The sequence below is a fragment of the Tritonibacter sp. SIMBA_163 genome (assembly GCF_046535935.1).
Taxonomy (GTDB): Bacteria; Pseudomonadota; Alphaproteobacteria; order Rhodobacterales; family Rhodobacteraceae; genus Epibacterium; species Epibacterium scottomollicae.
This window is the reverse complement of sequence record NZ_JAWJBP010000005.1, coordinates 52,078-76,242: the sequence shown is the minus strand read 5'-3', so window position 1 is coordinate 76,242 and position 24,165 is coordinate 52,078. Positions and strand designations below refer to the sequence as shown.

Here is a 24,165-nt window from a genome sequence, read left to right as displayed (position 1 = left end):
GAAGGGGTACAGCCGAGGGGCGCGGGTTGACCGCCCCCCTTATTCACAATCCCGCCGCCGGCCTCAGTGACACCCGCGCGGGATCTCCTCCTGCCACTCGCGAGTCAGCACAAGCTCTTCGCCCTCATAAGCCTTGATCCCGCGCCAAAGGTAGAATGTTTCTCGATCACAGGTCATGCGACTGTCCGTCTCGATCCGCACCGCCCAGTCGTCGCGCGCGAATTCGAACACCCAATTGCAGTCGAACTGTGCTGTGGCCGGGTCATCGGGGTGGATCGCATAGCGCATGCGCACATTGCTGCCGACCAGCTGGCCGTGGCTGGCGTTGCGCGCCGCACCATAGCTGTCAAAGCTCTCCAACACCTGCGTGCCATCGGCCTCCACCCGCGTTTCCGCCTCGCCCCAGGGGGCCTCCAGCACCTCCGCCTGATAGGTCGGATATTCCCGCGCCGGGGCTGGCGCTTGCGGGGCGATCTCTGTGTCCACCCGGCGTTCCGGCAGCACCAGCACGCAGCCCTCCAGATGCAGGGTGATCTCCGCCGCCTCCGGCGCGGGCCAGACGATGGGCCAGTAGGAGGTGGACAGCGCCAGCCGCAGCTGATGCCCCGCTAGCAGGCGATGGGCGCATTCGTTCAGCTCGAACTCTACCTCGTAGCGCTTGCCCGGCTCCAGTCGCGTTGCGACCTCGTGACTGTCATCGTGGCACAGGTTGCGGGGACGATAGGTGATCCGCTGCGATTGCCCCGAGGGCGCCACGTCGCAGAGCCGCGCCACCACCTGCGCCACTGGCCGGTCAACGCTGAAGGCCAGCCGCACACGCGGGCGGCCCAACAGCTCCATCGGCGCCAGCAAGGGCGTGCTGTCAAAGCAGGTCGATGCCGCATCATCCACCGTCTGATCGCCCGGGCGTTCATTGTCGATGCGGATGCCGGGGCAGAAATAGCCGCCCGCCTGCCCCACTGTCGCCGGGCTCTTGACCCGCGCCGTGCCCGCCTGCGGGTCGGGTGCGAACCCCTCTTCGGCCAGCGGCCAGACAACCTCGGAAACGCTCGGTGAGGGCCAGACCTCCTCCGCCACCCAGCGGCCATTCTGGGGCACATTCTTCGGGCTTGGCGGGGTGAATTCCTGCATGAAGACGCGATAGTCCGGCAGGCTGTCTGCCCCGGCCTCCTCGTCCTTCAGGTACTGATCAAACCAACGCAGCACCTCGCCATGGAAATCCGCGGCCTCGATCTGCGAGATATGCGCGTAGCGATGCTCCCACGGACCCATCAAGGCCTTGGCGGGCGCGCTGGTCATTTTTGCCGCAATCGCCGGGGGCGCGTTCACATAGGCATCGGCCCAGCCAGTAATCGCCAGCACCGGCGCTGTGATCGCCGACCAGTCCTCGCAGATGGAGCCGTGCTTCCAGAACCCGTCCCGCGTCGGATGCCGCAGCCAATCCGCCGCCATGAACGGCAGATCCTCGATCCGTCCCAGCCATTCGCTACGCCAGTCGGGGCGCAACACCGGGTCCAGCGGGCGGGTCATATAGGCGAACATCTGGCTCGCCCAGTTTGTGTTGTCACTCAGCAGGCAGCCGCCCATGTAGTGGATGTCATCGGCGTAACGATCCACGGTGGAGGCCACGGAGACCACCGCCTTTAGTGCCTCGGGGCGCCGGTAGGCCATCTGCAAGCCGTTGAAACCGCCCCAGGAAATGCCGATCATCCCGACCTTGCCGCTGGACCAATCCTGCGACGCGATCCAGTCCAGCAGCGCCTCGCCGTCCGACAATTCCTGTTCGGAATACTCATCGTCGAAGCGCCCGTCGCTATCGCCGGAGCCTGCGATATCCACCCGCACGCAAGCATAGCCCTGGGCGGCGAACACCGGATGCGTGGTGGCATCACGCGGCGCGGTGCCGTCGCGTTTGCGGTAAGGCAGGTATTCAAGGATCGCGGGAAACGGCCCCGTGCCCTCCGGCAACCACATCCGCGCCGCCAGACGGCGGCCATCGGGCAGCGGGATCCAGAGGTGCTCGGTCTCGGTGATCTGATATTGGTCTGACATGCCGGCCTCCTGCTCTTGCGTCTTTGGCCCCGACCCTGCGCCAAATCAACGTGAGGGGAAACTGCGCGCTTGTACGCAATTGCACGTATCTTTACGCATACTCGCGTCAGATCGCGAAAGGGCATGTCATGAGCATTGCATTCAGTCAGAACCTCCGGTTCCTCTGTGCCGAGGCGCCCTCCATCGCGCAGGTCTGCCGCGAGATCGGCCTCAACCGGCAGCAGTTCAACCGCTACCTGTCGGGCGCGGGGCTGCCTTCCGCCCACAACCTGCGCCGCATCGCCCGTCACTTCGCGGTGGCGGAGGCGGATCTGTTTGCGGACCCTGCGCGCTTTGCCGCCGCCCGCAGGCCCGTCGCGGCCCCCAACCTACCTGCCCCGCTGACCCATTTGGGCCGTGGCTTTGCCGATCAGGCGCGCCACCTGCGCCGTTTCCTGGGCAGCTATCACGGGTATTACCGCACCCCGACCTGGCCCGGTCAGGTGCTGCGCTCGCTCATCCACCTGAAGGAACAAGACGGCCATGTGGTAAGCCACACGTTTGAGCGCGCCCGCGCTGCTGACGGCAGCATAAAGCAGCGCAGTGTCTATCAGGGTCTGGTCGCCTTGCGCGGCGGGCGCATCTGCCTGTGTGAAGCACCGCGCAACGACCTTGGCGCGATTGCGGAGACGATCCTGATGCCGGAGCATCCGCATCAGATCTCCTACCTACAGGGGCTGGTGCTTGGGGTCTCTGCGGGCGCAAGCCGTCGTCCGTTCTCCGCCCGCACCGTCTGGCTGCGGCTGGAGGAGAAGATCACCGCCCGTGCTGCCCTTGCCGCCACCGGCGCGCTGGCGCAGGACAGCCCGCGGCTGGACCCGAAGATCCGCCGCCTGCTGGGCGCGGACACGCCCCTGACCCTCACCCCGGACGTCTTTCCGCCCAGTTGACCTGCACCTAGTCCGTATCGCGCGGCAACACCGGCGCGGAGCGCTCCAGCGCCAGCTCCGCATCCGAGAACACCCATGGCCCGCGCACGCCAGGCACGCCCTCGGGGGCGATCTGCATGCCGCGATGCTGGATCTGCACGTCCTCAAAAGCCTGACCAATGGTGTTGATCGGCCCGGCCGGCACCGTGGCTTGTTCCAGCGCGGCCAGCAGATCCGCCTGGCCCCACTGCGCCAGCGCCGCCGCCAAAACCGGCGTCAGGTCGCCCCGGTTGGCCACCCGCAGCTGATTGGTCGCAAAGCGCGGATCGCCCTTCAGTGAACCGAGGTTCAGCACATCGCAAAGCCGGGTAAACTGCCCGTCATTGCCCACCGCAAGGATCACATGGCCATCGCGCACCGCCATCACCTGATAGGGCGCGATATTGGGGTGTTCATTGCCCATGCGGCTGGGGCTTTCACCCGTCGCGAGGTAGTTCATGTTCTGGTTCGCCAGCATCGCCGTGGCGCAATCCAAGAGCGACATATCGATATGCTGCCCACGCCCGGTGCGGTGGCGCTGCTCCACCGCTGCCAGGATGCCGATGCTGCCATAAAGCCCGGTGACCACATCGGTGATCGCCACACCCACTTTCTGCGGTTCACCGTCGGCGGCGCCGGTGACCGACATCAGCCCCGACATGCCCTGCAACAGGAAATCATAGCCCGCCCGCGTTGCATAAGGTCCGTCCTGACCGAACCCCGTGACCGAACAATAGATCAGTCGCGGATTGATCTCCTGTAGGCTGGCGTAATCCAGGCCGTATTTTGCCAGCCCGCCCACCTTGAAATTCTCGATCAGGATATCGGCATCCTGCACCAGCGCGCGCACCTTCGCCTGCCCCTCGGGCGTGCGGAAATCAGCCGTCACGCAGCTTTTGCCCCGGTTCGCGGCATAATAATATGCGGCGGTGCTGTCGCCATCACGCTCGATGAAGGGCGGGCCCCAGCGGCGGGTGTCATCGCCCTCGGGGCTTTCCACCTTGACCACATCTGCACCCAGATCCGCCAGCGCCTGCCCGATCCAGGGGCCGGCGAGAATACGGGCGAGTTCCACCACCTTGAGGCCTTGAAGCGGGGTCATGAGCGCCATCCTTTGCATGTTAAACACTTGTTTTGCCTTGCATAGCCGACACCGACACCAAAGGCCAAGCCTTGCCGCACGCGACATAAGGGCCGAGGCCGTGTCAAACGCAGCCTCTGTCTGCGCCATCCGAACACGCATGCATGTCATTGCAGCGCCGCATGGCTTGGAGAGGGCAGCGCCAGCATTGCCAGACTCTTCGGCTGATTAATTCTTAAGCAGACTTTGCGCAAATCGCCGCAAAATGCGCCACACGCCCGCCCCCACATCACAAGTTTGCGGACTTAAATGGCAGTTTCGCAACCAGACTGGGAAAAAACAGTCACGGAGTTTGGGCCTCGGCGCAGCGTGCGCGGGCCGCCACACCGGGGGAGGCGCGCGATTACTCACATCGCTCATATCAGCACGCAGGGCACGCAGCAGGCCGCATTGGCGACGGCGGATCAGCCGCGCGCTGTGGGTCGTGCGATGGTGTCATCCAAGCGCCGCACCGATGGGTGCATCGCACTGGATGGGCTGCGCCAATCCGGCGCGCTGAAGCTGTTGTTCCCGCAGGGCCGCCCGCCGGTGGAGGCGGTGATGGTCAATACCGCTGGCGGCATCACCGGCGGCGACCGCTTTGCCGTTGCGGCGACCGCTGGTCCGGACAGTCAGCTCACCCTGACCACACAGGCAGCAGAACGCGTCTACCGCGCGCAGCCGGATCAGACCGGCGAGATGGTCACCACGCTTGAAGTTGCAGGTGGCGCACGATTGAATTGGCTGCCGCAGGAGACGATCCTGTTTCAGACCAGCAGCTATCGTCGGTCCCTGCGCGCGGATCTGGCCGCCGATGCGCGGTTGTTGCTGGTGGAACCCCTCGTGCTGGGCCGTGCCGCCATGGGAGAGCAGCTGACCGCAGCGCAGTTTTGCGACCGTATCGAGATCTTTCGTGCCGGTCGGCGGGTCTATCATGACGCGATCCGCTTGCACGGCGACATTACAGCCCAGATGGCCCGCCCCGGTCTTGCCGGAGTCCTGTCGGCCCCTTGCGGCGCGATGGCCACATTGGTTCTGGCCGCACCGGAGGCCGAGGGGGCGCTGGACTGGATCCGCAGCGCCCTGCCCGCTGGCGGCACCGCCCTTGGGGGTGCTTCTCTGCTGGCCGCCGACCTTCTTCACCTCAGGCTTCTGGCGACCGACAGCTTTGTCCTGCGCCAGAGCCTTCTGCCCATTCTCGACCGGCTGACCAATGGCGGTCTGCCGCGCTGCTGGAGACTTTGACGCGATGAACCTGACCCCGAGAGAGAAAGACAAACTGCTGGTCGCCATGGCCGCCGAGGTGGCCCGCAAACGGCTGGCGCGCGGCGTCAAGCTCAACCACCCGGAGGCGATCGCGCTGATCACCGACGCGGTGGTCGAAGGCGCCCGCGATGGCCGCTCGGTGGCAGAGATGATGCAGGCGGGCGCCGAGGTTATTACCCGCGATCACTGCATGGCGGGCGTGCCCGAGATGATCCACGAGGTGCAGGTCGAGGCCACCTTTCCCGATGGCACCAAGCTGGTGACCGTCCACAACCCCATTCGCTGACAGTATAATCCGGAGACCCAAACCTATGAAACACCTGCCCGCTCTGACACTCGCCCTGATGATCGCTGCCGGACCGGCATTGGCCCATGGCGGCGCGCATATCCATCCGCATGGCGCGGAGGTCTGGATCGCCCTCGCGGTGGTTGCGGTGATCGTGGTGGGCTGCATCAAACTGATGCGAGGGCGCAAATGATCCCCGGCGAGATGTTCCCGGCCCCCGGTGATCTGGTCCTGAACGCCGACGCCGAAGTGATCACGGTTATGGTTGCCAACACCGGCGACCGGCCGGTGCAGGTGGGCAGCCACTATCACTTTGCCGAAACCAACCCGGCGCTGGACTTTGACCGGGCGGCGGCCCACGGCCTGCGTCTGGACATCGCTGCGGGCACCGCCGTGCGGTTCGAACCCGGTCAGCGCCGCGAAGTGCAACTGATCCCGATCTCCGGCGCGCGCCGGGTCTATGGCTTCAACCAGCAGGTGATGGGGGATTTGTAACCCCCCATCTATTTGTCAGATATATTTGGAAACGATGGACGCGATCATCATCACATATCCAGCGACCTTCAACAGGTCAGGAAGCCAATCCATGGCACCCTCCGTGTTAGAGAAAATTAGATTTGGATACGCACCGAGCGGACGTGCTTCAGGTGAAGATCTCGCTCTAGATAGTCAGCCCTGCGGGCAGCTCTTTTCTCGCAGTTCCCAAATTTACCGAGGTGGGATCACCTCACCGCCGCTGGTAGCGGATTACTCAGCTGCCTCAACATATAGCACTTAAACTGTCCTAAGACAAGTGATCGCCAAATAGGAATACCTGACATGCCCGCCAAAATCCCCCGCGCCGATTATGCCGCCATGTATGGCCCCACCACCGGAGACCGTGTGCGGCTGGCCGATACCGATCTGATCGTTGAGGTGGAGCGCGACCTCACCGGCCCTTATGGCGAGGAAGTGAAATTCGGCGGCGGCAAGGTGATCCGTGACGGCATGGGGCAGTCTCAGGCAACACGCGCCGCGGGGGCTGTGGATACCGTCATCACCAATGCGCTGATCCTTGATTGGACCGGGATCTACAAGACGGATGTCGGCCTGCGGGATGGTCGCATTGCCGCCCTCGGCAAGGCAGGCAACCCCGACACGCAACCGGGTGTCGACATCATCGTCGGCCCCGGCACCGAGGTGATCGCCGGCGAAGGGCGCATCCTGACCGCGGGCGGCTTTGACAGCCACATCCATTATATTTGCCCGCAACAGATCGAGGACGCGCTGCACTCGGGCCTCACCACCATGCTGGGCGGAGGCACCGGGCCAGCCCATGGCACTTTGGCCACCACCTGTACCCCCGGTGCCTGGCACCTTGGTCGCATGATGCAGGCGGCGGATGCCTTTCCGATGAACCTGGCCTTTGCGGGCAAGGGCAATGCCTCGCTGCCCGCGGCGCTGGAGGAACAAGTCAACGCCGGGGCCTGCGCGCTGAAACTGCACGAGGATTGGGGCACCACCCCCGCCGCCATCGACTGCTGCCTGAGCGTTGCCGACGCGATGGATGTGCAGGTGATGATCCATACCGATACATTGAACGAGAGCGGCTTTGTCGAGCACACTGTTGCCGCCATGAAAGGCCGCACCATCCACGCCTTTCACACCGAGGGCGCGGGCGGCGGCCATGCGCCGGACATCATCAAGATCTGCGGCGAGGAACACGTGCTGCCGTCCTCGACCAACCCGACCCGGCCCTTTACTGTCAACACGCTGGAAGAACACCTCGACATGCTGATGGTCTGTCACCATCTGGACAAGTCGATCCCCGAGGACGTGGCCTTTGCCGAAAGCCGCATCCGGCGCGAGACCATCGCGGCCGAAGACATCCTGCACGACATGGGCGCGTTTTCGATCATCGCATCGGACAGCCAGGCCATGGGGCGCGTTGGCGAGGTAATCATCCGCACCTGGCAGACCGCCGACAAGATGAAGAAACAACGCGGACGACTGAGCGATGAAACCGGCGAGAACGACAACTTTCGCGTCCGTCGCTATGTGGCGAAATACACCATCAACCCGGCCATCGCCCATGGCATCGCCCATGAGATCGGATCGATCGAGGTCGGCAAACGCGCCGATCTGGTGCTGTGGAACCCGGCGTTCTTTGGCGTGAAGCCGGAAATGGTGCTGATGGGCGGCAGCATTGTCTGCGCCCAGATGGGTGACCCCAACGCCTCCATTCCGACACCTCAGCCGGTCTACTCACGGCCCATGTGGGGCGCCTATGGCCGCTCGGTCGAACACTCCGCCGTGACCTTTGTCTCCGAGGCCGCGCAGGCCGCGGGCATCGGCAAATCGCTGGGGCTGGCGAAACAGACACTGGCGGTGAAGGGCACGCGCGGCATTGGCAAATCGGCGCTGAAGCTCAATGACGCAACACCGCATATAGAAGTGCACCCGGAGACCTACGAGGTGCGCGCCGACGGCGAACTGCTGACCTGCCAACCGGCGGCAGAGCTGCCGATGGCCCAGAGATATTTCCTGTTTTAAGGTGACGACGCATTTAACTAGAGGAGCCTGCCCATGTCCCGCCTGCCCGCCCTTGTCGCATCGCTGATGCTGCCCCTGCCGCTGTGGGCAGAGATCTGTCCCGTTGCCGCAGATCTGACCACCGGAGGTATCGCCTTTGATGTCAACGGGATCGACATCGAGATCTTTCGCCAGAAACGCCCTGGCCTGATCGAAAGCTTTTACGCCTATGAAGGCGATCCAGGGAACGGCACTCGGGCAATGCTGGCGCAGGGTCTGTATGTGCTGGAGCTGGTGGACCTGGAAAACGGCGACATCACTCCCGACAGCCGGGGCGCCTACAGTTTCCCGGTTGCCCCGTCCCAACTCCCACTACCTGACCTCGAGACCTCACCCCGCACCGAATGGACCTTTACCGTTGCTCATAACTTCAGCGGTGACCTTGGAAGTGAAACGCAGGTCTATACGGTCATGCCGAAGGAGGAAAAAAGCTATGGCGACTGTGCCTATCCGATGATTCCCATCCAGATGCGTTACACCACCGATACCGGAGAAGAGATCGAAATGCTGCATTTCCTGCCGGACCTCGGGATCTCTTACCTTGCCAGCGTAGCGTATGACGGCGGCGAGGATATTTATGACTATCAAACCATCAGGGCATTGAAATAATGCAAGTTTTTTCAGCAATCTCAATAGCCTTGCCTTTGACGCATGACGGGAATGCGTCAGAACTACTAACCTATTTGCTGCAACGCAGCTATGTTGAAGCCACGGGAGCCACAGTCTTGAACACAGGAGCAATTCCCAATGGCATACGCAACGAACGCACAAGCAAACAACAGCTTCAATCCGCTGGCACTGATCGCCGGTTTCTTCCGCGCCATCGGCAACGGTCTGGTGCACATCGCGGAATCGAACCACCGCGTGAACCGTGCGCGCACGCTGATGGCGCTGTCGGACGAAGAGCTGGCACAGCGCGGCATGAAACGCGACGATGTGGTGAAACACGTCTTTGGCGACATCATGTATATCTGAGCCACCGCGCGCTCGACGGTACTGAAAATATCCGCCTGGGGGGCCGCACATGAGCGCCCCCCGGCTGACCGCCCGCCGCTACCATGGCCACGCCCATGACCCGAGCCCGTGCGACAGCGTCGTGCTCGACTATGACGCCCGTTTTCTGCGCCGCAAGGTCCTGACCTGCGCAAGCGGAGCGCGGCTGCTGGTGGACCTTCCACAGACAACCTCGCTCGACCACGGTGGCGTATTGCTGCTGGAGGATGGCGGCGAGGTGCGTGTGGTCGCAGCCCCGGAACCGCTTCTGGAAGTGACCGATGGTCACCTGCCACGCATTGCCTGGCATATCGGCAATCGCCACACCCCCTGCCAGATCGAGGACAACCGCCTGCTGATCCAGCGCGACCACGTGATCCGCGCCATGCTGGATCATCTGGGCGCCACCTGCCGCGCGGTCGAGGAACCCTTCACCCCCGAGGGCGGCGCCTATGGTCACGGGCGCACCCATGCACATGAACACGGCCATACCCACCACGATGGCGGCCACTCTCATGCACACGATCACGACCACGGTCATGACCACAGCCACGAGCACTGAGATGAGCAGCACGGCGACGCTTCTGCTGATGCAATGGCTCTCTCCGGCCTATCCGGTGGGGGCCTTTGCCTATTCCCACGGGCTGGAAACCGCCGTGGCCGACGGGCACGTCCAAGATGGTGCAGGGCTGAGCGACTGGCTTGCCGATCTGCTTTGCCAGGGCGGCGCGCAATCGGATGCGGTTCTTCTGGCCTGCGCCTGGCGGGCGCAAACGGGCGAAGAGCTGGCAGAGATCGACGAAGTCGCTCGCGCCTTCTGCCCCTCGGCGGAGCGCCTGCGCGAAACCGACCTGCAGGGGGATGCCTTCTGCCGGACCACCGCCGGGATCTGGGGCGACGCCCTCCCCGCGCTCACCTACCCGGTTGCGGTGGGCCGCGCGGCGCAATTGCACGACATTCCGCTGGAGCCCACGTTGCAGATGTATCTGCAGGCTTTCATGTCCAATCTCATCGCCGCGGGCCAACGCCTGCTGGCGCTTGGCCAGCAGGAGGCGCAACATCGCCTCGCTGCGCTAACGCCCTTGCTGCGGGACACCGCGGCATCTGCCCTGGTCGCGACGCGCGACGACCTGTTCGGGGCAAGCTTTGCCGCCGATATCGCCTCCATGCGCCATGAAACCCAATATTCGAGGATCTTTCGCTCATGAGCACTCCAAACGGCCCCCTGCGCGTCGGCATCGGCGGCCCGGTCGGCGCTGGCAAGACCACGCTCACCGCGCAACTCGCCCGCGCACTAAAGGATCACCACTCCATCGGCGTCATCACCAATGACATCTACACGCAGGAGGATGCGGAGGCGCTGATGCGCCAGCAGATCCTGCCGCAGGACCGGGTGATCGGGGTGGAGACCGGCGGCTGCCCCCACACCGCAATTCGCGAGGATGCCTCGATCAATCTTGCCGCCGTGGCGGAAATGCAAAACCGCCACCCGGAGATCGAGATTGTGCTCATCGAGTCGGGCGGCGACAATCTGTCGGCCACGTTCTCACCGGAACTGGCGGATGTGACGCTCTATGTGATCGACGTGGCGGCTGGCGAGGAAATCCCGCGCAAGGGTGGCCCCGCGATCACCCGCTCCGACCTGCTGATCATCAACAAGACCGATCTTGCGCCCCACGTTGGCGCGTCCCTCGACGTGATGGAACGCGACGCCACCCGCATGCGCCGGGGGCTGCCCTTTGTCTTTGCCGCCATGCGTCATGGCGAGGGGGTGCAGGAGGTGATCCGGCACCTGTGCGAGATCGGCGGTCTCGACTCACCCGCCGCTCTGACCGAGCGCAATTAAGCTCAGGCGCTGCGATGACGGCCCTCTCCCAATGGGCCCAAACACGAGTGTGCCCGAGGCCATTAGACCGTCGGGCACATGAGATATCGTCTTTGTATTCGGATGTCCGGCTGCCAAAACGCTGCGCCCCCGAGCGTCAGTCGCTGCGAACCATGGCATAATCAGCAGAGGTTCCGGACGTGCAGTGAATGCCCTCGGCATAGACCTTCGTCAGAGAGACGCCTGCAACAAGGGCGGCCAAAGAAATTGTTTTAATGTGTTGAATCATATCCGTACCCTCCGGCAATCGGGACTGGGCATGTGCCCCATTGATCCGACGCTAGCAGCGGATCAACGCCGGAAATATGAACCGCTTCACACAAGGGCGGAAAAATCTCTGATCCACCTTGGTCCGTTTTCCGCTCCGTGCCATACAGGGGGCCGACGCAGGCGTCAGGGCAGCGGTCGAACAAGGGCAGGACAACAGCAATCCCTTTCAACACCAAACCCTTTGCGACATTGATATGAAATTTGAGAATTAGAACTGGAATTGTTAGCGCTAACTTGGCATATAGACCGCGAGACTGGATCTCTCGCGCCGTGCCGCGTCGCGCGGACCCCCAACGAGACCCCTGAGGAGCTGATCCGATGAGCGATATCTGGCAGACACTCGCCGACCACCGCGCCGCCACCAAAGACACCCCGCTGGCCGCCCTGTTCGATCAGGACGCACAGCGCTTCGCCGGCTTCTCGGCCGAGGCGGACGGGCTGTTGATGGACTATTCCAAGACCGCCCTGGATGGCACTGCCCGCGACCTGTTGCTAGAGCTGGCGCATCGCTGCGACCTGCAAGGCAAGATCGACGCGATGATGTCGGGCGCAAAGATCAACACCACCGAGGGCCGCGCGGTGCTGCACACCGCCCTGCGCGCCCCCGCCGATGCGGTGATCGAGGTGGACGGTGAAAACGTGGTGCCCGGCATTCACGAGGTGCTGACCCGCATGGGCGGCTTTGCCACCGCCCTGCGCGATGGCAGCTACAGCACCAAATCCGGCGCGGCCTTCACAGATGTGGTCAACATCGGCATCGGCGGCTCCGATCTGGGTCCGGTGATGGCGACGCTGGCGCTGGCACCCTACCATGACGGCCCGGCCTGCCATTTTGTCTCCAACGTGGATGGTGCCCATATCCATGATGTGCTGGCGGGACTGAACCCAGAAACCACGCTGATCGTGATCGCCTCCAAGACCTTCACCACCATCGAGACGATGACCAACGCGCAGACCGCGATCACCTGGCTGCAGGCCAGCCTGGGCGAGGATGTCTCAGGCCATCTTGCCGCAGTCTCCACCGCGATGGACAAGACCGCCGCCATGGGCATCCCCGACGCCCGGGTGTTTGGCTTTGCCGATTGGGTCGGCGGGCGCTATTCGCTCTGGGGCCCGATCGGCCTGCCGATCATGATCGCCGTGGGGCCGGAGAACTTCCGCGCATTCCTTGATGGCGCGGCGGCGATGGACGCCCATTTCCGCGCCGCACCGCTGGCGGAGAACCTGCCCGCCCTGCTCGGCCTCATCGGCATCTGGCACAACAACATCTGCGGCTATGGCTCGCGCGCGGTGCTGCCCTATGATCAGCGATTGGCGCGCTTGCCCGCCTATCTGCAACAGCTCGACATGGAATCAAACGGCAAATCCGTTGACCTCGACGGCGCCCCGCTGCCCCGCGCCTCCGGCCCGGTGGTCTGGGGCGAGCCGGGCACCAATGGCCAGCATGCGTTCTATCAGCTGCTGCATCAGGGCACCCAGGTCGTGCCCACCGAGTTCCTCATCGCCGCCACCGGCCACGAGCCGGATCTGGCCCATCAGCACAACCTCCTGAAAGCCAATTGCCTCGCCCAATCCGAGGCCCTGATGCTGGGTCGCTCCTATGAGGAGGCCCACAGCATCGCCGAAGGCCGCGGCTTTACCGGTGCCGAGGCGGAGCGGATGGCAGGTCATCTGTCCTTCCCCGGCAACCGCCCCTCGATCACCCTCGCCTACCCCAAACTCACGCCATTCGTGTTTGGCCAGATCGTCGCGCTATATGAACACCGTGTGTTCACCGAAGGCGCCATCTGGGGCATCAACTCCTTTGACCAATGGGGCGTCGAACTGGGCAAGGAGCTGGCCACCCGCCTGCTGCCCATGGTCGAGGGCGAAGATGCCTCGGCCAAGGACGCCTCCACCCGCGGCCTGCTTGCAAAGCTCGCGACCTGAGCCCACCCGCCAACCAAGAGGACGACATTCATGGTATCCCGCGTCATCCCCGTAGACAGTTTCGACTTTGTCCTGTTCGGCGCCACCGGCGACCTGGCACGGCGCAAGATCCTGCCCAGCCTGTTCCACCGTTTCCAGATCGGCCAGTTCGACGAGGCCAGCCGCATCATCGGGGCGTCACGCTCCAAGATGGATCAGGGCGAATTCCAGACGCTCGTGGGCGACGCGCTGAAGGAATTCGGCGACATCCCCGCCGATGCGGAGCCGGATGTGGAACGGTTCCTGGCGCTGCTGGACTATGCCTCGGTGGATGCCAAGGGCGATGGCGGCTGGTCCGACCTCGGCGCAAAGCTGCGCGACGGCGTGGTGCGGGCCTTCTACCTTTCAGTGGCGCCCTCGCTGTTTGGTGACATCGCCGGACGGCTGAAGGCCACAGGTGTTGCCGATGACGACAGCCGCATCGTGGTGGAAAAACCCTTTGGACATGACCTCGCCTCGGCGCAGGCGCTGAATGCCGCCCTGCGCGAGCATTTCGAGGAAAGCCAGATCTACCGGATCGACCACTACTTGGGCAAAGAAACGGTGCAGAACCTGATGGCGCTGCGCTTTGCCAACTCGCTGTTTGAACCGCAGTGGAACTCGCATCACATCGACCATGTGCAGATCACCGTCTCCGAGAGCATCTCGGTGGCGGGGCGTGGTGAGTACTACGACAAATCCGGCGCGATGCGGGACATGGTGCAGAACCACCTGATGCAGCTTCTGTGCCTGACTGCGATGGAGCCGCCCTCGACCTTTGAACCCAACGCCGTGCGCAACGAAAAACTCAAGGTCATCGAGAGCCTCGAGGCCACGCCGATGGACAATATCGTGCGCGGCCAGTACCGCGCCAAGGCGGGCGACGACAGCTACCGCGATCATGCGGGTGATGCCGCCAGCCGCACCGAGAGCTTTGTCGCGATGAAGGTCGAGGTGGCCAACTGGCGGTGGGCCGGCACGCCCTTCTACCTTCGCACCGGCAAATGCCTGCGCGAGCGGGTGTCGGAGATCGCGGTCTACTTCCGCAAGCCGCCGCACAACATCTTTGGCGAGGACAACGCCATCGACGGCAACATGCTGGTCATTCGCCTGCAGCCGGACGAGGGCATCACGCTCAAGACCACCATCAAGGATCCCGGCCCCGGTGGTATGCGCCTGACCTCGGCGGATCTGGACATGACCTTTGCCGACAGCCTGCCCGAGGCGGGACGCCCACAGGACGCTTATGAGCGGCTGATCATGGATGTGATCCGCGGCAACCAGACCCTGTTCATGCGCGGCGACGAGGTCGAGGCCGCCTGGGCCTGGGCCGATCCCATCGTCGGGGCCTGGGACAATTCCACCCGCGCGCCGCAACCCTACGATCAGGGCGGCTCCGGCCCCGAAGACGCGCTCCTGCTCCTGCATCGCGATGGCCGCCGCTGGCGTCCCATCGGCGCATGACCTCAGCTTTGACCCATCCCATCCCGTTTCGACACCATAAGGAGGCACGCCAATGTCGCTCCACGCTACACTCGCCGCCGTCACCGACCGGATTATTGAACGCAGCCGCCCCACCCGCGAGGCCTATCTGGCCCGGATGCGCGCCGCCGCCTCCAAAGGCCCCGCGCGCGCGCACCTCAGCTGCTCTGGTCAGGCCCATGCCTATGCCGCCACGGGCGAGGATCAGGACACGCTGGCCACCGGCAGCGGCGGTCACCTCGGTATTGTCACGGCCTATAACGACATGCTCTCGGCGCATCAGCCGTTTGAAACCTACCCGATGCTGATCCGCGAAGCCGTGCGCGAGGCGGGCGGCACCGCGCAGGTGGCGGGCGGCGTTCCGGCCATGTGCGACGGGATCACCCAGGGCGAGGCGGGTATGGAGCTGTCGCTCTTCTCCCGCGACAGCATCGCCATGTCGGTGGGCATCGCCCTCAGCCACAACGTCTTTGACGCCGCCGTCTTCCTCGGGGTCTGCGACAAGATCGTGCCGGGTCTGGTGATCGGCGCGCAGGCCTTTGGCCATCTGCCCGCAGTGTTCCTGCCCGCCGGGCCGATGACCTCCGGCCTCTCAAACGATGAAAAGGCCCAGATCCGCCAGAAATTCGCCAAGGGCGAGATTGGCCGGGATGAGCTGCTGAAAGCCGAGATGGCCGCCTATCACGGCCCCGGCACCTGTACGTTTTATGGCACCGCCAACACCAACCAGATGCTGATGGAGTTCATGGGCCTGCACCTGCCCGGCTCCTCCTTTATCAATCCCGGCACCGAACTGCGCGATGCGCTGACCCGCGAAGGCGCCAAACGCGCGCTGTCGCTCTCGGCGCTTGGCAATGCCTATACGCCGACCTGCGACATCCTGGATGAGAAGGCTTTCGTGAACGGCATGGTCGGGCTTATGGCCACCGGCGGTTCCACCAACCTGCTGATCCACCTGATCGCCATGGCGCGCGCGGGCGGCATCATCCTCGACTGGCAGGATTTCTCCGAAATCTCCGACGTGGTGCCGCTGATCGCGCGGGTCTATCCCAACGGGCTGGCGGATGTGAACCACTTCCACGCCGCAGGCGGCCTGGGCTACATGATCGGCCAGCTGCTGGATGCGGGCTATCTGCATCCCGATACCAAGACCGTCGCAGGCGAAGGTCTCTGCGCCTATCTGATGGAGCCCTTCCTCGACGCGGGCGCCCTCACCTGGCGCAAGGGCAGCACCGAGACGCTGAATGACAAGATCGTCCGCCCGGCCTCCGATCCCTTCCAGCCCACTGGCGGGCTGTCGCGTCTCAGCGGCAACCTCGGCACTGGGGTGATGAAGATCTCCGCCGTCGCCGAGGAACACCGCGTGGTCGAAGCCCCGGTGCGGGTCTTCCACGATCAGGATGAGGCCAAGGCCGCATTCAAGGCGGGCGAACTCAACGACGGCGACGTGGTCATCGTGGTGCGCTTCCAGGGCCCCAAGGCCAATGGCATGCCCGAGCTGCATTCCATGACGCCCTTCCTGTCGATCATGCAGGGCCGTGGCCAGAAGGTGGCGCTGGTCACCGACGGACGCATGTCCGGCGCCTCCGGCAAGGTGCCCTCGGCGATCCATGTGGTGCCCGAAGCCCTTGACGGCGGCCCCATCGCCAAACTGCAGGATGGCGATGTGGTGCGGGTGGATGCCCTCACCGGCGATCTGCAGGTGCTGAGCGAAGGGGTGCTCGACCGCCCCGCCGTCACCGCCGATCTGTCTTCCTATCAGCACGGAACGGGCCGCGAACTCTTCGCCCTGTTCCGCAATTCCGTCACCTCCGCCGACACCGGCGCAACCGTATTTGGAGTCTGACCCATGGCCCTTACCCCGCAAGACGCCAGCAAACTGGCGCGCGAGATCTGTGCGCTGGCCCCCATCGTGCCCGTCCTGGTGGTGCATGACGTCGCCCACGCCCGCCCCCTCGCCGAGGCGCTGGTCGCCGGTGGCCTGCCCGCTCTGGAGGTGACCCTGCGCACGCCCGCAGCACTCGACGTGATCCGCGAGATGGCGCAGGTTGAGGGCGGTGTGGTCGGCGCCGGTACGCTGGTGACCCCTGCCGACGTGAGCGCCGCCGTGGCGGCGGGTGCCAAGTTCGGCGTCTCGCCGGGCTCCACTCCTCTGTTGCTGGATGCCGCACTGGCCGCCGACCTGCCGATGCTGCCGGGGGCTGCCACCGCATCTGAGGCCATGGCGCTGCTGGAGCGGGGCTATGACATGCTGAAGTTCTTCCCCGCCGAGGCCTCCGGTGGTGCCCCGGCACTAAAAGCCATCGGCGCGCCGCTACCGCAGATCTCTTTCTGCCCCACCGGCGGTGTCAGCCCGCAAAACGCCGACAGCTACCTGAGCCTGTCGAATGTGGTCTGCGCTGGCGGCAGCTGGGTTGCACCCGCAAAGCTGATCGAGGCCGGCGACTGGAAGGCGATCGAGGAGCTGGCCCGTGGAGCCAGCCAGCTGCCGCGCGGCTGATAGCCGACTGACGCGAGGCTGACGGCGGGCCAAGGATCGCCGCCTGCATACAGCTCTGAAACGCCCGCTCTCTGTACCGAGAGCGGGCGTTTTGTCATGTCTCGCGCAGGTGCCGCATCATTCACTGCCACACTATCCCGCGCCGATACGGCAACAATGACACGGACTGACAGGCTTGGACCACGTTGCCATTTGCATCCCGGAGATTGCCGCCAGGCGGCTGACCAATGACGCAAACTGCCATCGGCACCAGCGTCAAGGAAAGCGGCTTGGCGGACAACCCTGTCATTGCCAGCCAGAGTGGAATCAGCTTCTATCCCGCTCAGTTTTGTGGAGATCCAGATGAAATTCATTCAGTCCTTTGCCATCGCGCTTGTAGCGATCACGACACCATTGTTCGCGGATGCCGCCCCCGGTTACACGCGCCTCAAAGACACAACTCTAAACGACCGCCAACTTACACTGTCAGTATGGTACCCTTCTGACGAGACGGCTTCGGCGAAGATCGGCGGCAATGCAGTTTTCGTCGGAACACCCGCCTCAGTTGATGCTTCAACTCCCACCTCTCGACATCCGTTGATCATCGTATCTCATGGTGGTTTGCGCTCGGCTGTGGATACAGGCGCATGGCTCAGTGCGGCATTGGCACAGGCCGGGTCTATCGTGGTCGAAGTAAACTCGCCGCGCCCCCAAAACGGACCCGCCGCGACCGGGGAAATCTGGCAGCGCCCCCAAGACATAACCCGTGCCGTAGACCATATGCTGAGCAGCCCGGTCTGGGGCGATCACATTGATCACACCGAGATTTCTGCTGTCGGATTTGCATTGGGCGGCACGGCGGCGCTTCTGGTGGCAGGCCACGCATTTAATGCCGATCACTATAGGCAATCCTGCGCGCGGAGAGACGCCGGAAATCGGGATTGCGACTGGTACGCGGGTCAGGGTGTTGATCTGTCCAAAACAGATGTGACCCCATTGGAACAGCCCTTGAGCGACGCCCGCATCACCTCTGCTGTGGCGCTGGCCCCCGAATACTTGACCGCATTTGATCCAGATGCCTCTTCGGCAAACCCTCCATTCCTTCTGATGTCATTTGGCAGCGAGGGGCTGTCGTCAAAAGCAGCAGGACAAGACGCCTCTGTTGTGTCTTCCGATGCCACAGCCCCGGACGCGTTTTCCGTTTGCACCAAAGCTGGGGCAGATATTCTACGCGAGGATGGCGGTGACGACACATTATGCGCCGGACCGCAGGCAAACCGTTTGGCGGTCCACAAAGCCATTGCCGCAAAGATCAGCACCTTCCTTGGTGCGAAGTAGAAGCTTTGGGCCCGCCGGGATCCGACCCGCCGCGGGCTGCACGCTCTGCGCATGACCGCTTCGGACACAAGGGTTCGATGCGGTCACATCATGCCAGGCCATCCCCTGATGCCTTGGCAAACACGTCTCAGCCTTGACGGCACGCGCGCGTGACCCGGCCCCGTGCCCTGAATAAATCGTGCCAAGCCACCTGCAAATCGTGCCACTGCCGCGAATCCGCCGCCTCGCCCCTTGCACTGCGACGAAATGTGCCGATCTACTGGTATCCTTTCCCTGCCCCCACAGGCCAACCCGGAACATGAGGTCCCCATGGCGCAAGCAGAGCGTTTCCCCTTTGTCAAAACACTGAAAGGGTGTTGCGCCGTGCTGCAGGTGGAGCCGGAACACATCATGCGCCGCGCCGGTCTGCCGGTCGAGATGCTGGCGCATGAGGAACGTGGTGTCTCGGGCCACCAGATCTTTGCCCTCTGGGAGGCAACCTTTGCCGAAGCCGGCTCGTTGGAGCGGGCGTTTTATCTGGCCAAGACGTCCGCGCGCACGCCGTTCAAACCAGCGCTTCTGGCGTTTTCCTGTAGCCCCGACGTGGTGACCGGGCTGGAGAGGCTCAACGTTTTCAAGCCGCTGGTCGCCCCGGTGCAGATCACCTGTGCCCGGATGGAGGGGCGCACCCGAGTGATCATCACCTCGACCCTGCCGGACTGTCCGATCCCGGCAGCAACGTCGGTCTTTGAGCTGGTGTTCTTCCTGGAGGTGATCCGCGCCTGCACGGCGCATCACGTAGTGCCGATCACGGTCACGCTTCCGGCCTCGGTGTTGGCGCTGGACCTTGATCTGGCGGATCTGGAAGCCGAGGTCGGCTGCCGGATCACCATGGGCAAAAGCCTCAGCTTTCTGCTGTCAGCCGAGGACAGCACCCGCAGGCTGATTTCCGAGGCCACCGAGGTCTGGCCCGCCTTCGAGAAAGAGCTGCGCCGCCAGATGCTGGACTGGCGCGCCAGTCAACCGACCTCGGCGCGGGTGAAGTCGGCGCTGCTGGAACTGCTGCCCTCGGGCCATTCCACCGCAGATTCGGTCTGCCGTCAGGTGGTGATGTCGAAACGCACGCTCTACCGTCACCTCGCGCAGGAGGGCGTGACCTTCCAGTCGGTCCTTGACGAGACACGCACCGAGCTGGCGCTGCACTACCTGCGCCAAGACGACATCAGCGTCGAGGAGATCTCCTATCTCCTGGCCTATAGCGACCCGAATTCCTTCTACCGGGCCTTTCGCAACTGGACCGGGCTGACACCGCTGCAGGCCCGCGCCCGACTGGCCGCCGGCGATCTGATAACCTCGCTCTGAGGCCACCCGCATCGGCCCGTTTCACCAGACGACCGGGGGCTCTCCCGCCCAACGTCGCCGCATCACAGATGCAGCCACGTCGGTTGGGCCGGGCGGGGGCGCGGGCTCGCAGAGCCCGCGCCCCCGCTGGTCGCGTCAGGCAACGCCTGACGCGAAACCCCTCTAGCCACATCTGCATGAAGTTTGGCACCAATTGTTTTTGAACCCCTCGCACCGCACCCTATTTATTGAGAAGTCACCAGACGGCTGACCGGCCCCAACCCGATCCGCCCACCTTGACCTGCAGGCACTGGCCCGCCGCACGCATGCGGGCCGCCACCCCAACAGGAGACCGCAAGCCATGAGCTTTACCCTCAAGATCAACGGCGAGACCAAGACCGTCGATGCCGAACCGGGCACCCCCCTACTCTGGGTGATCCGCGATGACCTCAAGATGACCGGAACCAAATTCGGCTGCGGCGTGGCCTCCTGCGGCGCCTGTACCGTGCATCTGGATGGCGAGCCGGTGCGCTCCTGCCAGACCTATGTCGATGACATCGAGAACGCCGAGATCACCACCATCGAAGCGATCCAGGACGACAAGATCGGCGCCGCTGTCCAACAGGCCTGGACCGAGCTTGACGTGGTGCAATGCGGCTATTGCCAATCCGGCCAGATCATGTCCGCCGTCGGCCTGCTGCGCGAAACGCCCAAGCCCACCGCCGAAGACGTCGACAGCTACATGTGGGGCAACGCCTGCCGCTGCGCCACCTACCAACGCATCCGCGCCGCCGTGCTGCGCGCGTCCGAAATCATGGAGGCCTGAGATCATGACACTGAACACCTCCCGTCGCGGGTTCCTGAAATCCGCTGCCGCCGCCGGTGCCGTCCTGTTCGTCGGCGCCACCGCCAAGGGCGCCATGGCCGCAGGCCAGAGCGCCGACGCCATGCTGACCCCCTTTGTGAAGATCGATGCCAGTGGTCAGGTGATCGCCATCATCAAGCACTTTGAGATGGGTCAGGGCCCCGCCACCGGCCTCAGCACCATCATCGCCGAGGAAGTCGGCGTGACGATGGAGCAGATCGGCTTTGAGTTCGCACCGTCGGATCCGGCGGTCTACAACAACCTGTTCTTCGGCGCCTTTCAGGGCACTGGCGGCTCCACCGCCATCGCCAATTCCTGGGAGCAGTATCGCACCGCCGGCGCCACCGCCCGCGAAATGCTGATCGCCGCCGCCGCACAGGCCTGGGGTGTTGAGGCCACTGCGCTCGACATCATCGACGGTCAGGTGACCGGTGCGGGCAACAGCGCGCCGCTCGGCGATTTTGTCGCCGCCGCAGCCGAGATGACACCGCCCGAAGCGCCGCGCCTGCGCGATCCGTCGGAGTGGAAGATCATCGGCAACCCCAAGACCCGCCGCCTCGACAGCCCGGCCAAGGTCAACGGTCAGGCGCAATTCGCCATGGATGTGCAGCTGCCGAACCAGATGGTCACCATGATCAAGCGCACACCCCAGCGTGGCGGGCTTGTGGTCTCCTTCGACGACAGCGCCGCGAAGGACGTCAAGGGCTTCATCATGGCCCAGATCCTGCCCACCAAACACGGCGTCGCGGTCTATGCGGAAAACACCTGGGCGGCGATCCAGGCGCGCGAGGCGCTGGAGGTCGAATGGGACATGGCCGCGGCAGAAACCCGCTCCAGCGATGAGATCCGCGATGAAATCATGGCCGCCCTTGACGCAGAGCCCACCTACAACGTCAACAAGGCCGAGCGTGCAGCGGTGAAATCCGCCGTTGATGGCGCCGACACGGTGGTGGAGAAGACCTTCTACTTCCCGCTTCTGGCCCATGCCCCGATGGAGCCGCTGAACTGCACCATCGAGCAGACCGCCGAGGGTGACATCGTGCTGCATGACGGCGCGCAGATGCCGACCGGGCCGCATATGGCCTATCAGCAGATCTTTGAGCTGCCGCCCGAGAAGATCCACATCAAGACCATGCTGGCGGGTGGTTCTTTCGGTCGCCGGGCAACGCCGGATGCGGATTATCAGGTGGAGGCAGGCCTCGCCTTTGTGATGACCGACCGCACCCGCCCGGTGAAGCTGGTCTGGACCCGCGAGGACGACATCCGCGGCGGCTACTACCGTCCCGCCGTCGGCCACAGGGTGCGCGTGGGCCTCAACGCCGATGGCACGATCGCCGGCTGGGAGCATCAGGTTGCCGGGCAATCCATCGCCAAGGGCACCCCGTTCGAGCCGATGATGGTGCATGACGGCATCGACCACTCCTCCGTCGAAGGCATCGGCGACAGCCCCTACCAGATCCCGGGCATGGCCGTCGGCCTCACCGACACGCAAAAGGCAACCTCGGTGCTGTGGTGGCGCTCGGTCGGACACACCCACACGGCCTATGTGATGGAGACCATGATGGACATGGCCGCCCGCGCCGCAGGTCGCGACCCGGTGGAGTTCCGCCTGGCGCATCTGACCGGCGATGAGGCCGACCAGACCCGCAAGGCTGGCGTGCTGAGACTGGCCGCCGACAAGGCCGGTTGGGGCAAGGCACCTGCGGGCCGCACTCAGGGCATCGCGGTGCATAAATCCTTCGGCTCCTACGTCGCGGAGGTGGTGGAGATTTCAGGCAACATCGACGATGGCATCGTGATCGAAAAGGTCACGGCGGCGGTCGACTGCGGCATCGCCATCAACCCGGATGTCATCACGGCCCAGATCGAGGGCGGTATCGGCTATGGCATCGGGCACGCCATGCGCGACCAGATCACCCTGTCCGATGGCGCGGTGGAGCAGTCGAACTTCCCCGACTACGAGCCGCTGCGGATCTCGGACATCAAGATGATCGAGACCCATATCATGCCCTCGACCGTCGCCCCCACCGGCATCGGCGAGCCGGGCACACCGCCCTCCGCCCCGGCTCTGGCCAATGCCATTGCCGCCCTGACCGAGGACAGCGAGCTGGTGGCGGAGCTGCCGATGGCCGAGGCCGGCGTCTACTTCGCCTGATCCCGCCTGCGGTAGTCAGGACTTTGCAATGACAGCAGAGGGGCGCCTTCGGGCGCCCCTTTTTATGCGCCGGCTGTCCTGCGTTTGCGCCTGCCGTTGCACCGAACGTTGCCGCTGTCATCGCACCTGTTTGAAAAACCACTTGCCCTCAACCATGGTTGAGCCGCGACAAAGGTCTCCGACCGCAATTATCGGAGACCATGCACATGCGAATTTTCCTTCTCGGCGCCACCGGCTCCATCGGCAGCGCAATCCTCGGCACCCTCGTGGCAGCGGGCCATCAGGTCACCGCCCTCTGCCGCTCCGACCACAGCGCCTCTGCCGTGGCGCGACGGGGCGCCGCCGTCCAACGCGGCGACATGCGCGCACCCCGGGGCTGGGCCCATGCGCTGAGAGATCAGGACGCGGTGATCCAGGCCGCCGCCACCTTCGACACCGACATGGCAGAGGCCGACCGCGCGGTGGTGGATGCGCTTCTCGAGGTGGGCGCGACCCGCAACAGCCCGCTGCGGGTGGTCTATACCGGGGGCTGCTGGCTCTATGGTGACACAGGCGGGCGGATCGTCGACGAAGCATCCGGATTTGCCCCGATCCCCGCCTTTGCCTGGATGCTCGACCACGCTGATCTGCTGATGCGATGCCCCGGCCTCTCCACAGCGGTGATCCACCCCGCCATGGTCTATCACGCGGGCGGCGGCGTGTTTGATGACATGCTTGCCGACATCCGTGCCCACCGCCCCATCGAGATCCGCGGCCACCCCGACATCCGCTGGCCACTGGTCCATCGCGATGACCTCGCTCTTGCCTACCAGCTGTTGGCAGAAATGCAGGGCCTCACCGGTCACTTCAATGCCGTCGCCCAGACCGGAGTCGAGATTGGTCGGATCGCCGCGACCCTCGCCCGCGCATCCGGGCATGACGGCCAGCTGACCTGCCGTCCCCGCGCCGAGGTGCTCGCCCGCGAGGGGGACTGGGCCGACGGGCCGATGCTGGATCAACGGCTTTCGGCCAGACGCCTAATCGAGGCCACCGGCTGGACGCCGCAGCACAGGGACCTGAGCCAGACCTTCCCCACCGGCTGAACCGTAGCCGTTGCGCCGGACGCCCACATCACGAACCGTCATTAAAGATTAACAAAATCAGTATGATAGATCACACCTCCTGACCTATTGTTTCGCGCGCGAAACAT

23 protein-coding genes are annotated in these 24,165 nt (G+C 64.2%); 20 read left to right on the top strand and 3 right to left on the bottom strand.

Annotation, left to right across the window (positions count from 1 at the left end; all coding sequences use genetic code 11):
• Positions 1-63 precede the first annotated feature (63 nt).
• Positions 64-2,052 carry a CocE/NonD family hydrolase gene (locus R0J92_RS10620; RefSeq protein ID WP_411051653.1) on the bottom strand — a complete coding sequence of 663 codons (1,989 nt, stop codon included), beginning with the start codon at positions 2,050-2,052 and terminating at the stop codon, positions 64-66.
• 128 nt (positions 2,053-2,180) lie between these two features.
• Here R0J92_RS10620 and R0J92_RS10615 point away from each other — a divergent pair, with 128 nt between their 5' ends.
• The gene (locus R0J92_RS10615) at positions 2,181-2,981 is read left to right on the top strand and encodes a helix-turn-helix transcriptional regulator (protein ID WP_411051652.1); all 801 of its coding nucleotides are present in this window, start codon (positions 2,181-2,183) and stop codon (positions 2,979-2,981) included.
• Positions 2,982-2,988: 7 nt separating this feature from the next.
• Here the strand turns inward: R0J92_RS10615 and R0J92_RS10610 are convergent, their stop codons facing one another.
• On the bottom strand, positions 2,989-4,101 hold the full coding sequence (locus tag R0J92_RS10610; protein WP_411051651.1) for a CaiB/BaiF CoA transferase family protein: 1,113 nt from the start codon (positions 4,099-4,101) through the stop codon (positions 2,989-2,991).
• Positions 4,102-4,569: 468 nt separating this feature from the next.
• On the opposite strand from R0J92_RS10610, the gene R0J92_RS10605 reads away from it, so the two are divergent.
• From R0J92_RS10605 to ureG, 10 genes are all read left to right on the top strand, one after another.
• Positions 4,570-5,364, top strand: coding sequence for an urease accessory protein UreD (locus R0J92_RS10605; protein WP_411051650.1), 795 nt, complete (start codon positions 4,570-4,572; stop codon positions 5,362-5,364).
• A 4-nt stretch (positions 5,365-5,368) separates the two neighbouring features.
• Complete coding sequence (locus R0J92_RS10600; protein WP_106163859.1) at positions 5,369-5,671, top strand: urease subunit gamma; 303 nt, start codon at positions 5,369-5,371, stop codon at positions 5,669-5,671.
• A gap of 25 nt (positions 5,672-5,696) precedes the next feature.
• Positions 5,697-5,864 carry a hypothetical protein gene (locus R0J92_RS10595; RefSeq protein ID WP_165798122.1) on the top strand — a complete coding sequence of 56 codons (168 nt, stop codon included), beginning with the start codon at positions 5,697-5,699 and terminating at the stop codon, positions 5,862-5,864.
• Entirely contained in the window at positions 5,861-6,166 is a 306-nt protein-coding gene (locus R0J92_RS10590) for an urease subunit beta (protein WP_411051649.1), read from the top strand. The genes R0J92_RS10595 and R0J92_RS10590 overlap by 4 nt, the downstream gene beginning before the upstream one ends.
• Positions 6,167-6,490: 324 nt before the next feature.
• Positions 6,491-8,203, top strand: coding sequence for an urease subunit alpha (ureC, locus tag R0J92_RS10585; RefSeq protein ID WP_411051648.1), 1,713 nt, complete (start codon positions 6,491-6,493; stop codon positions 8,201-8,203).
• Between the two features lie 33 nt (positions 8,204-8,236).
• Positions 8,237-8,851 carry a hypothetical protein gene (locus R0J92_RS10580; protein WP_411051647.1) on the top strand — a complete coding sequence of 205 codons (615 nt, stop codon included), beginning with the start codon at positions 8,237-8,239 and terminating at the stop codon, positions 8,849-8,851.
• 138 nt (positions 8,852-8,989) lie between these two features.
• Positions 8,990-9,217 (top strand): DUF1127 domain-containing protein, encoded by a 228-nt coding sequence (locus tag R0J92_RS10575; protein ID WP_106163864.1) that lies wholly within the window; start codon positions 8,990-8,992, stop codon positions 9,215-9,217.
• Positions 9,218-9,266: 49 nt separating this feature from the next.
• Positions 9,267-9,797, top strand: coding sequence for an urease accessory protein UreE (ureE, locus tag R0J92_RS10570; protein WP_411051646.1), 531 nt, complete (start codon positions 9,267-9,269; stop codon positions 9,795-9,797).
• 1 nt (position 9,798) lies between these two features.
• Positions 9,799-10,443 (top strand): urease accessory protein UreF, encoded by a 645-nt coding sequence (locus R0J92_RS10565; protein ID WP_411051762.1) that lies wholly within the window; start codon positions 9,799-9,801, stop codon positions 10,441-10,443.
• Positions 10,440-11,081 carry an urease accessory protein UreG gene (gene ureG, locus R0J92_RS10560; RefSeq protein ID WP_411051645.1) on the top strand — a complete coding sequence of 214 codons (642 nt, stop codon included), beginning with the start codon at positions 10,440-10,442 and terminating at the stop codon, positions 11,079-11,081. The genes R0J92_RS10565 and ureG overlap by 4 nt, the downstream gene beginning before the upstream one ends.
• A 136-nt stretch (positions 11,082-11,217) precedes the next feature.
• Here ureG and R0J92_RS10555 read toward each other — a convergent pair whose 3' ends face one another.
• Entirely contained in the window at positions 11,218-11,349 is a 132-nt protein-coding gene (locus tag R0J92_RS10555) for a hypothetical protein (protein WP_411051644.1), read from the bottom strand.
• A gap of 359 nt (positions 11,350-11,708) precedes the next feature.
• Between R0J92_RS10555 and pgi the strand changes: the two genes are divergently transcribed.
• The 9 genes from pgi to R0J92_RS10510 all read left to right on the top strand — a co-directional run bounded on the left by pgi (position 11,709) and on the right by R0J92_RS10510 (position 24,058).
• Entirely contained in the window at positions 11,709-13,319 is a 1,611-nt protein-coding gene (pgi, locus tag R0J92_RS10550; protein ID WP_411051643.1) for a glucose-6-phosphate isomerase, read from the top strand.
• 30 nt (positions 13,320-13,349) lie between these two features.
• A complete protein-coding gene (zwf, locus tag R0J92_RS10545) occupies positions 13,350-14,801 on the top strand; it encodes a glucose-6-phosphate dehydrogenase (RefSeq protein ID WP_106163869.1) in 1,452 nt (483 codons plus the stop codon).
• Positions 14,802-14,853: 52 nt separating this feature from the next.
• Positions 14,854-16,665, top strand: a complete 1,812-nt coding sequence (gene edd, locus R0J92_RS10540) for a phosphogluconate dehydratase (RefSeq protein ID WP_411051642.1) — start codon at positions 14,854-14,856, stop codon at positions 16,663-16,665.
• Between the two features lie 3 nt (positions 16,666-16,668).
• A complete protein-coding gene (gene eda / locus R0J92_RS10535; protein ID WP_411051641.1) occupies positions 16,669-17,319 on the top strand; it encodes a bifunctional 4-hydroxy-2-oxoglutarate aldolase/2-dehydro-3-deoxy-phosphogluconate aldolase in 651 nt (216 codons plus the stop codon).
• A 342-nt stretch (positions 17,320-17,661) separates the two neighbouring features.
• The gene (locus R0J92_RS10530; protein ID WP_411051640.1) at positions 17,662-18,636 is read left to right on the top strand and encodes an alpha/beta hydrolase family protein; all 975 of its coding nucleotides are present in this window, start codon (positions 17,662-17,664) and stop codon (positions 18,634-18,636) included.
• Positions 18,637-18,945: 309 nt separating this feature from the next.
• Positions 18,946-19,977 carry a helix-turn-helix domain-containing protein gene (locus tag R0J92_RS10525; protein ID WP_411051639.1) on the top strand — a complete coding sequence of 344 codons (1,032 nt, stop codon included), beginning with the start codon at positions 18,946-18,948 and terminating at the stop codon, positions 19,975-19,977.
• 340 nt (positions 19,978-20,317) lie between these two features.
• The gene (locus tag R0J92_RS10520; RefSeq protein WP_106163874.1) at positions 20,318-20,782 is read left to right on the top strand and encodes a (2Fe-2S)-binding protein; all 465 of its coding nucleotides are present in this window, start codon (positions 20,318-20,320) and stop codon (positions 20,780-20,782) included.
• Between the two features lie 4 nt (positions 20,783-20,786).
• On the top strand, positions 20,787-22,976 hold the full coding sequence (locus R0J92_RS10515) for a molybdopterin cofactor-binding domain-containing protein (RefSeq protein ID WP_411051638.1): 2,190 nt from the start codon (positions 20,787-20,789) through the stop codon (positions 22,974-22,976).
• Positions 22,977-23,182: 206 nt separating this feature from the next.
• A complete protein-coding gene (locus R0J92_RS10510) occupies positions 23,183-24,058 on the top strand; it encodes an NAD(P)H-binding protein (protein WP_411051637.1) in 876 nt (291 codons plus the stop codon).
• Positions 24,059-24,165 lie beyond the last annotated feature (107 nt).

Bases quoted from the DNA above. Each gene is read 5' to 3' on its own strand.
- R0J92_RS10620 (WP_411051653.1), bottom strand. From the start codon at position 2,052: ATGTCAGACCAATATCAGATCACCGAGACCGAGCACCTCTGGATCCCG.
- R0J92_RS10615 (WP_411051652.1), top strand. From the start codon at position 2,181: ATGAGCATTGCATTCAGTCAGAACCTCCGGTTCCTCTGTGCCGAGGCG.
- R0J92_RS10610 (WP_411051651.1), bottom strand. From the start codon at position 4,101: ATGACCCCGCTTCAAGGCCTCAAGGTGGTGGAACTCGCCCGTATTCTC.
- R0J92_RS10605 (WP_411051650.1), top strand. From the start codon at position 4,570: ATGGTGTCATCCAAGCGCCGCACCGATGGGTGCATCGCACTGGATGGG.
- R0J92_RS10600 (WP_106163859.1), top strand. From the start codon at position 5,369: ATGAACCTGACCCCGAGAGAGAAAGACAAACTGCTGGTCGCCATGGCC.
- R0J92_RS10595 (WP_165798122.1), top strand. From the start codon at position 5,697: ATGAAACACCTGCCCGCTCTGACACTCGCCCTGATGATCGCTGCCGGA.
- R0J92_RS10590 (WP_411051649.1), top strand. From the start codon at position 5,861: ATGATCCCCGGCGAGATGTTCCCGGCCCCCGGTGATCTGGTCCTGAAC.
- ureC (WP_411051648.1), top strand. From the start codon at position 6,491: ATGCCCGCCAAAATCCCCCGCGCCGATTATGCCGCCATGTATGGCCCC.
- R0J92_RS10580 (WP_411051647.1), top strand. From the start codon at position 8,237: ATGTCCCGCCTGCCCGCCCTTGTCGCATCGCTGATGCTGCCCCTGCCG.
- R0J92_RS10575 (WP_106163864.1), top strand. From the start codon at position 8,990: ATGGCATACGCAACGAACGCACAAGCAAACAACAGCTTCAATCCGCTG.
- ureE (WP_411051646.1), top strand. From the start codon at position 9,267: ATGAGCGCCCCCCGGCTGACCGCCCGCCGCTACCATGGCCACGCCCAT.
- R0J92_RS10565 (WP_411051762.1), top strand. From the start codon at position 9,799: ATGAGCAGCACGGCGACGCTTCTGCTGATGCAATGGCTCTCTCCGGCC.
- ureG (WP_411051645.1), top strand. From the start codon at position 10,440: ATGAGCACTCCAAACGGCCCCCTGCGCGTCGGCATCGGCGGCCCGGTC.
- R0J92_RS10555 (WP_411051644.1), bottom strand. From the start codon at position 11,349: ATGATTCAACACATTAAAACAATTTCTTTGGCCGCCCTTGTTGCAGGC.
- pgi (WP_411051643.1), top strand. From the start codon at position 11,709: ATGAGCGATATCTGGCAGACACTCGCCGACCACCGCGCCGCCACCAAA.
- zwf (WP_106163869.1), top strand. From the start codon at position 13,350: ATGGTATCCCGCGTCATCCCCGTAGACAGTTTCGACTTTGTCCTGTTC.
- edd (WP_411051642.1), top strand. From the start codon at position 14,854: ATGTCGCTCCACGCTACACTCGCCGCCGTCACCGACCGGATTATTGAA.
- eda (WP_411051641.1), top strand. From the start codon at position 16,669: ATGGCCCTTACCCCGCAAGACGCCAGCAAACTGGCGCGCGAGATCTGT.
- R0J92_RS10530 (WP_411051640.1), top strand. From the start codon at position 17,662: ATGAAATTCATTCAGTCCTTTGCCATCGCGCTTGTAGCGATCACGACA.
- R0J92_RS10525 (WP_411051639.1), top strand. From the start codon at position 18,946: ATGGCGCAAGCAGAGCGTTTCCCCTTTGTCAAAACACTGAAAGGGTGT.
- R0J92_RS10520 (WP_106163874.1), top strand. From the start codon at position 20,318: ATGAGCTTTACCCTCAAGATCAACGGCGAGACCAAGACCGTCGATGCC.
- R0J92_RS10515 (WP_411051638.1), top strand. From the start codon at position 20,787: ATGACACTGAACACCTCCCGTCGCGGGTTCCTGAAATCCGCTGCCGCC.
- R0J92_RS10510 (WP_411051637.1), top strand. From the start codon at position 23,183: ATGCGAATTTTCCTTCTCGGCGCCACCGGCTCCATCGGCAGCGCAATC.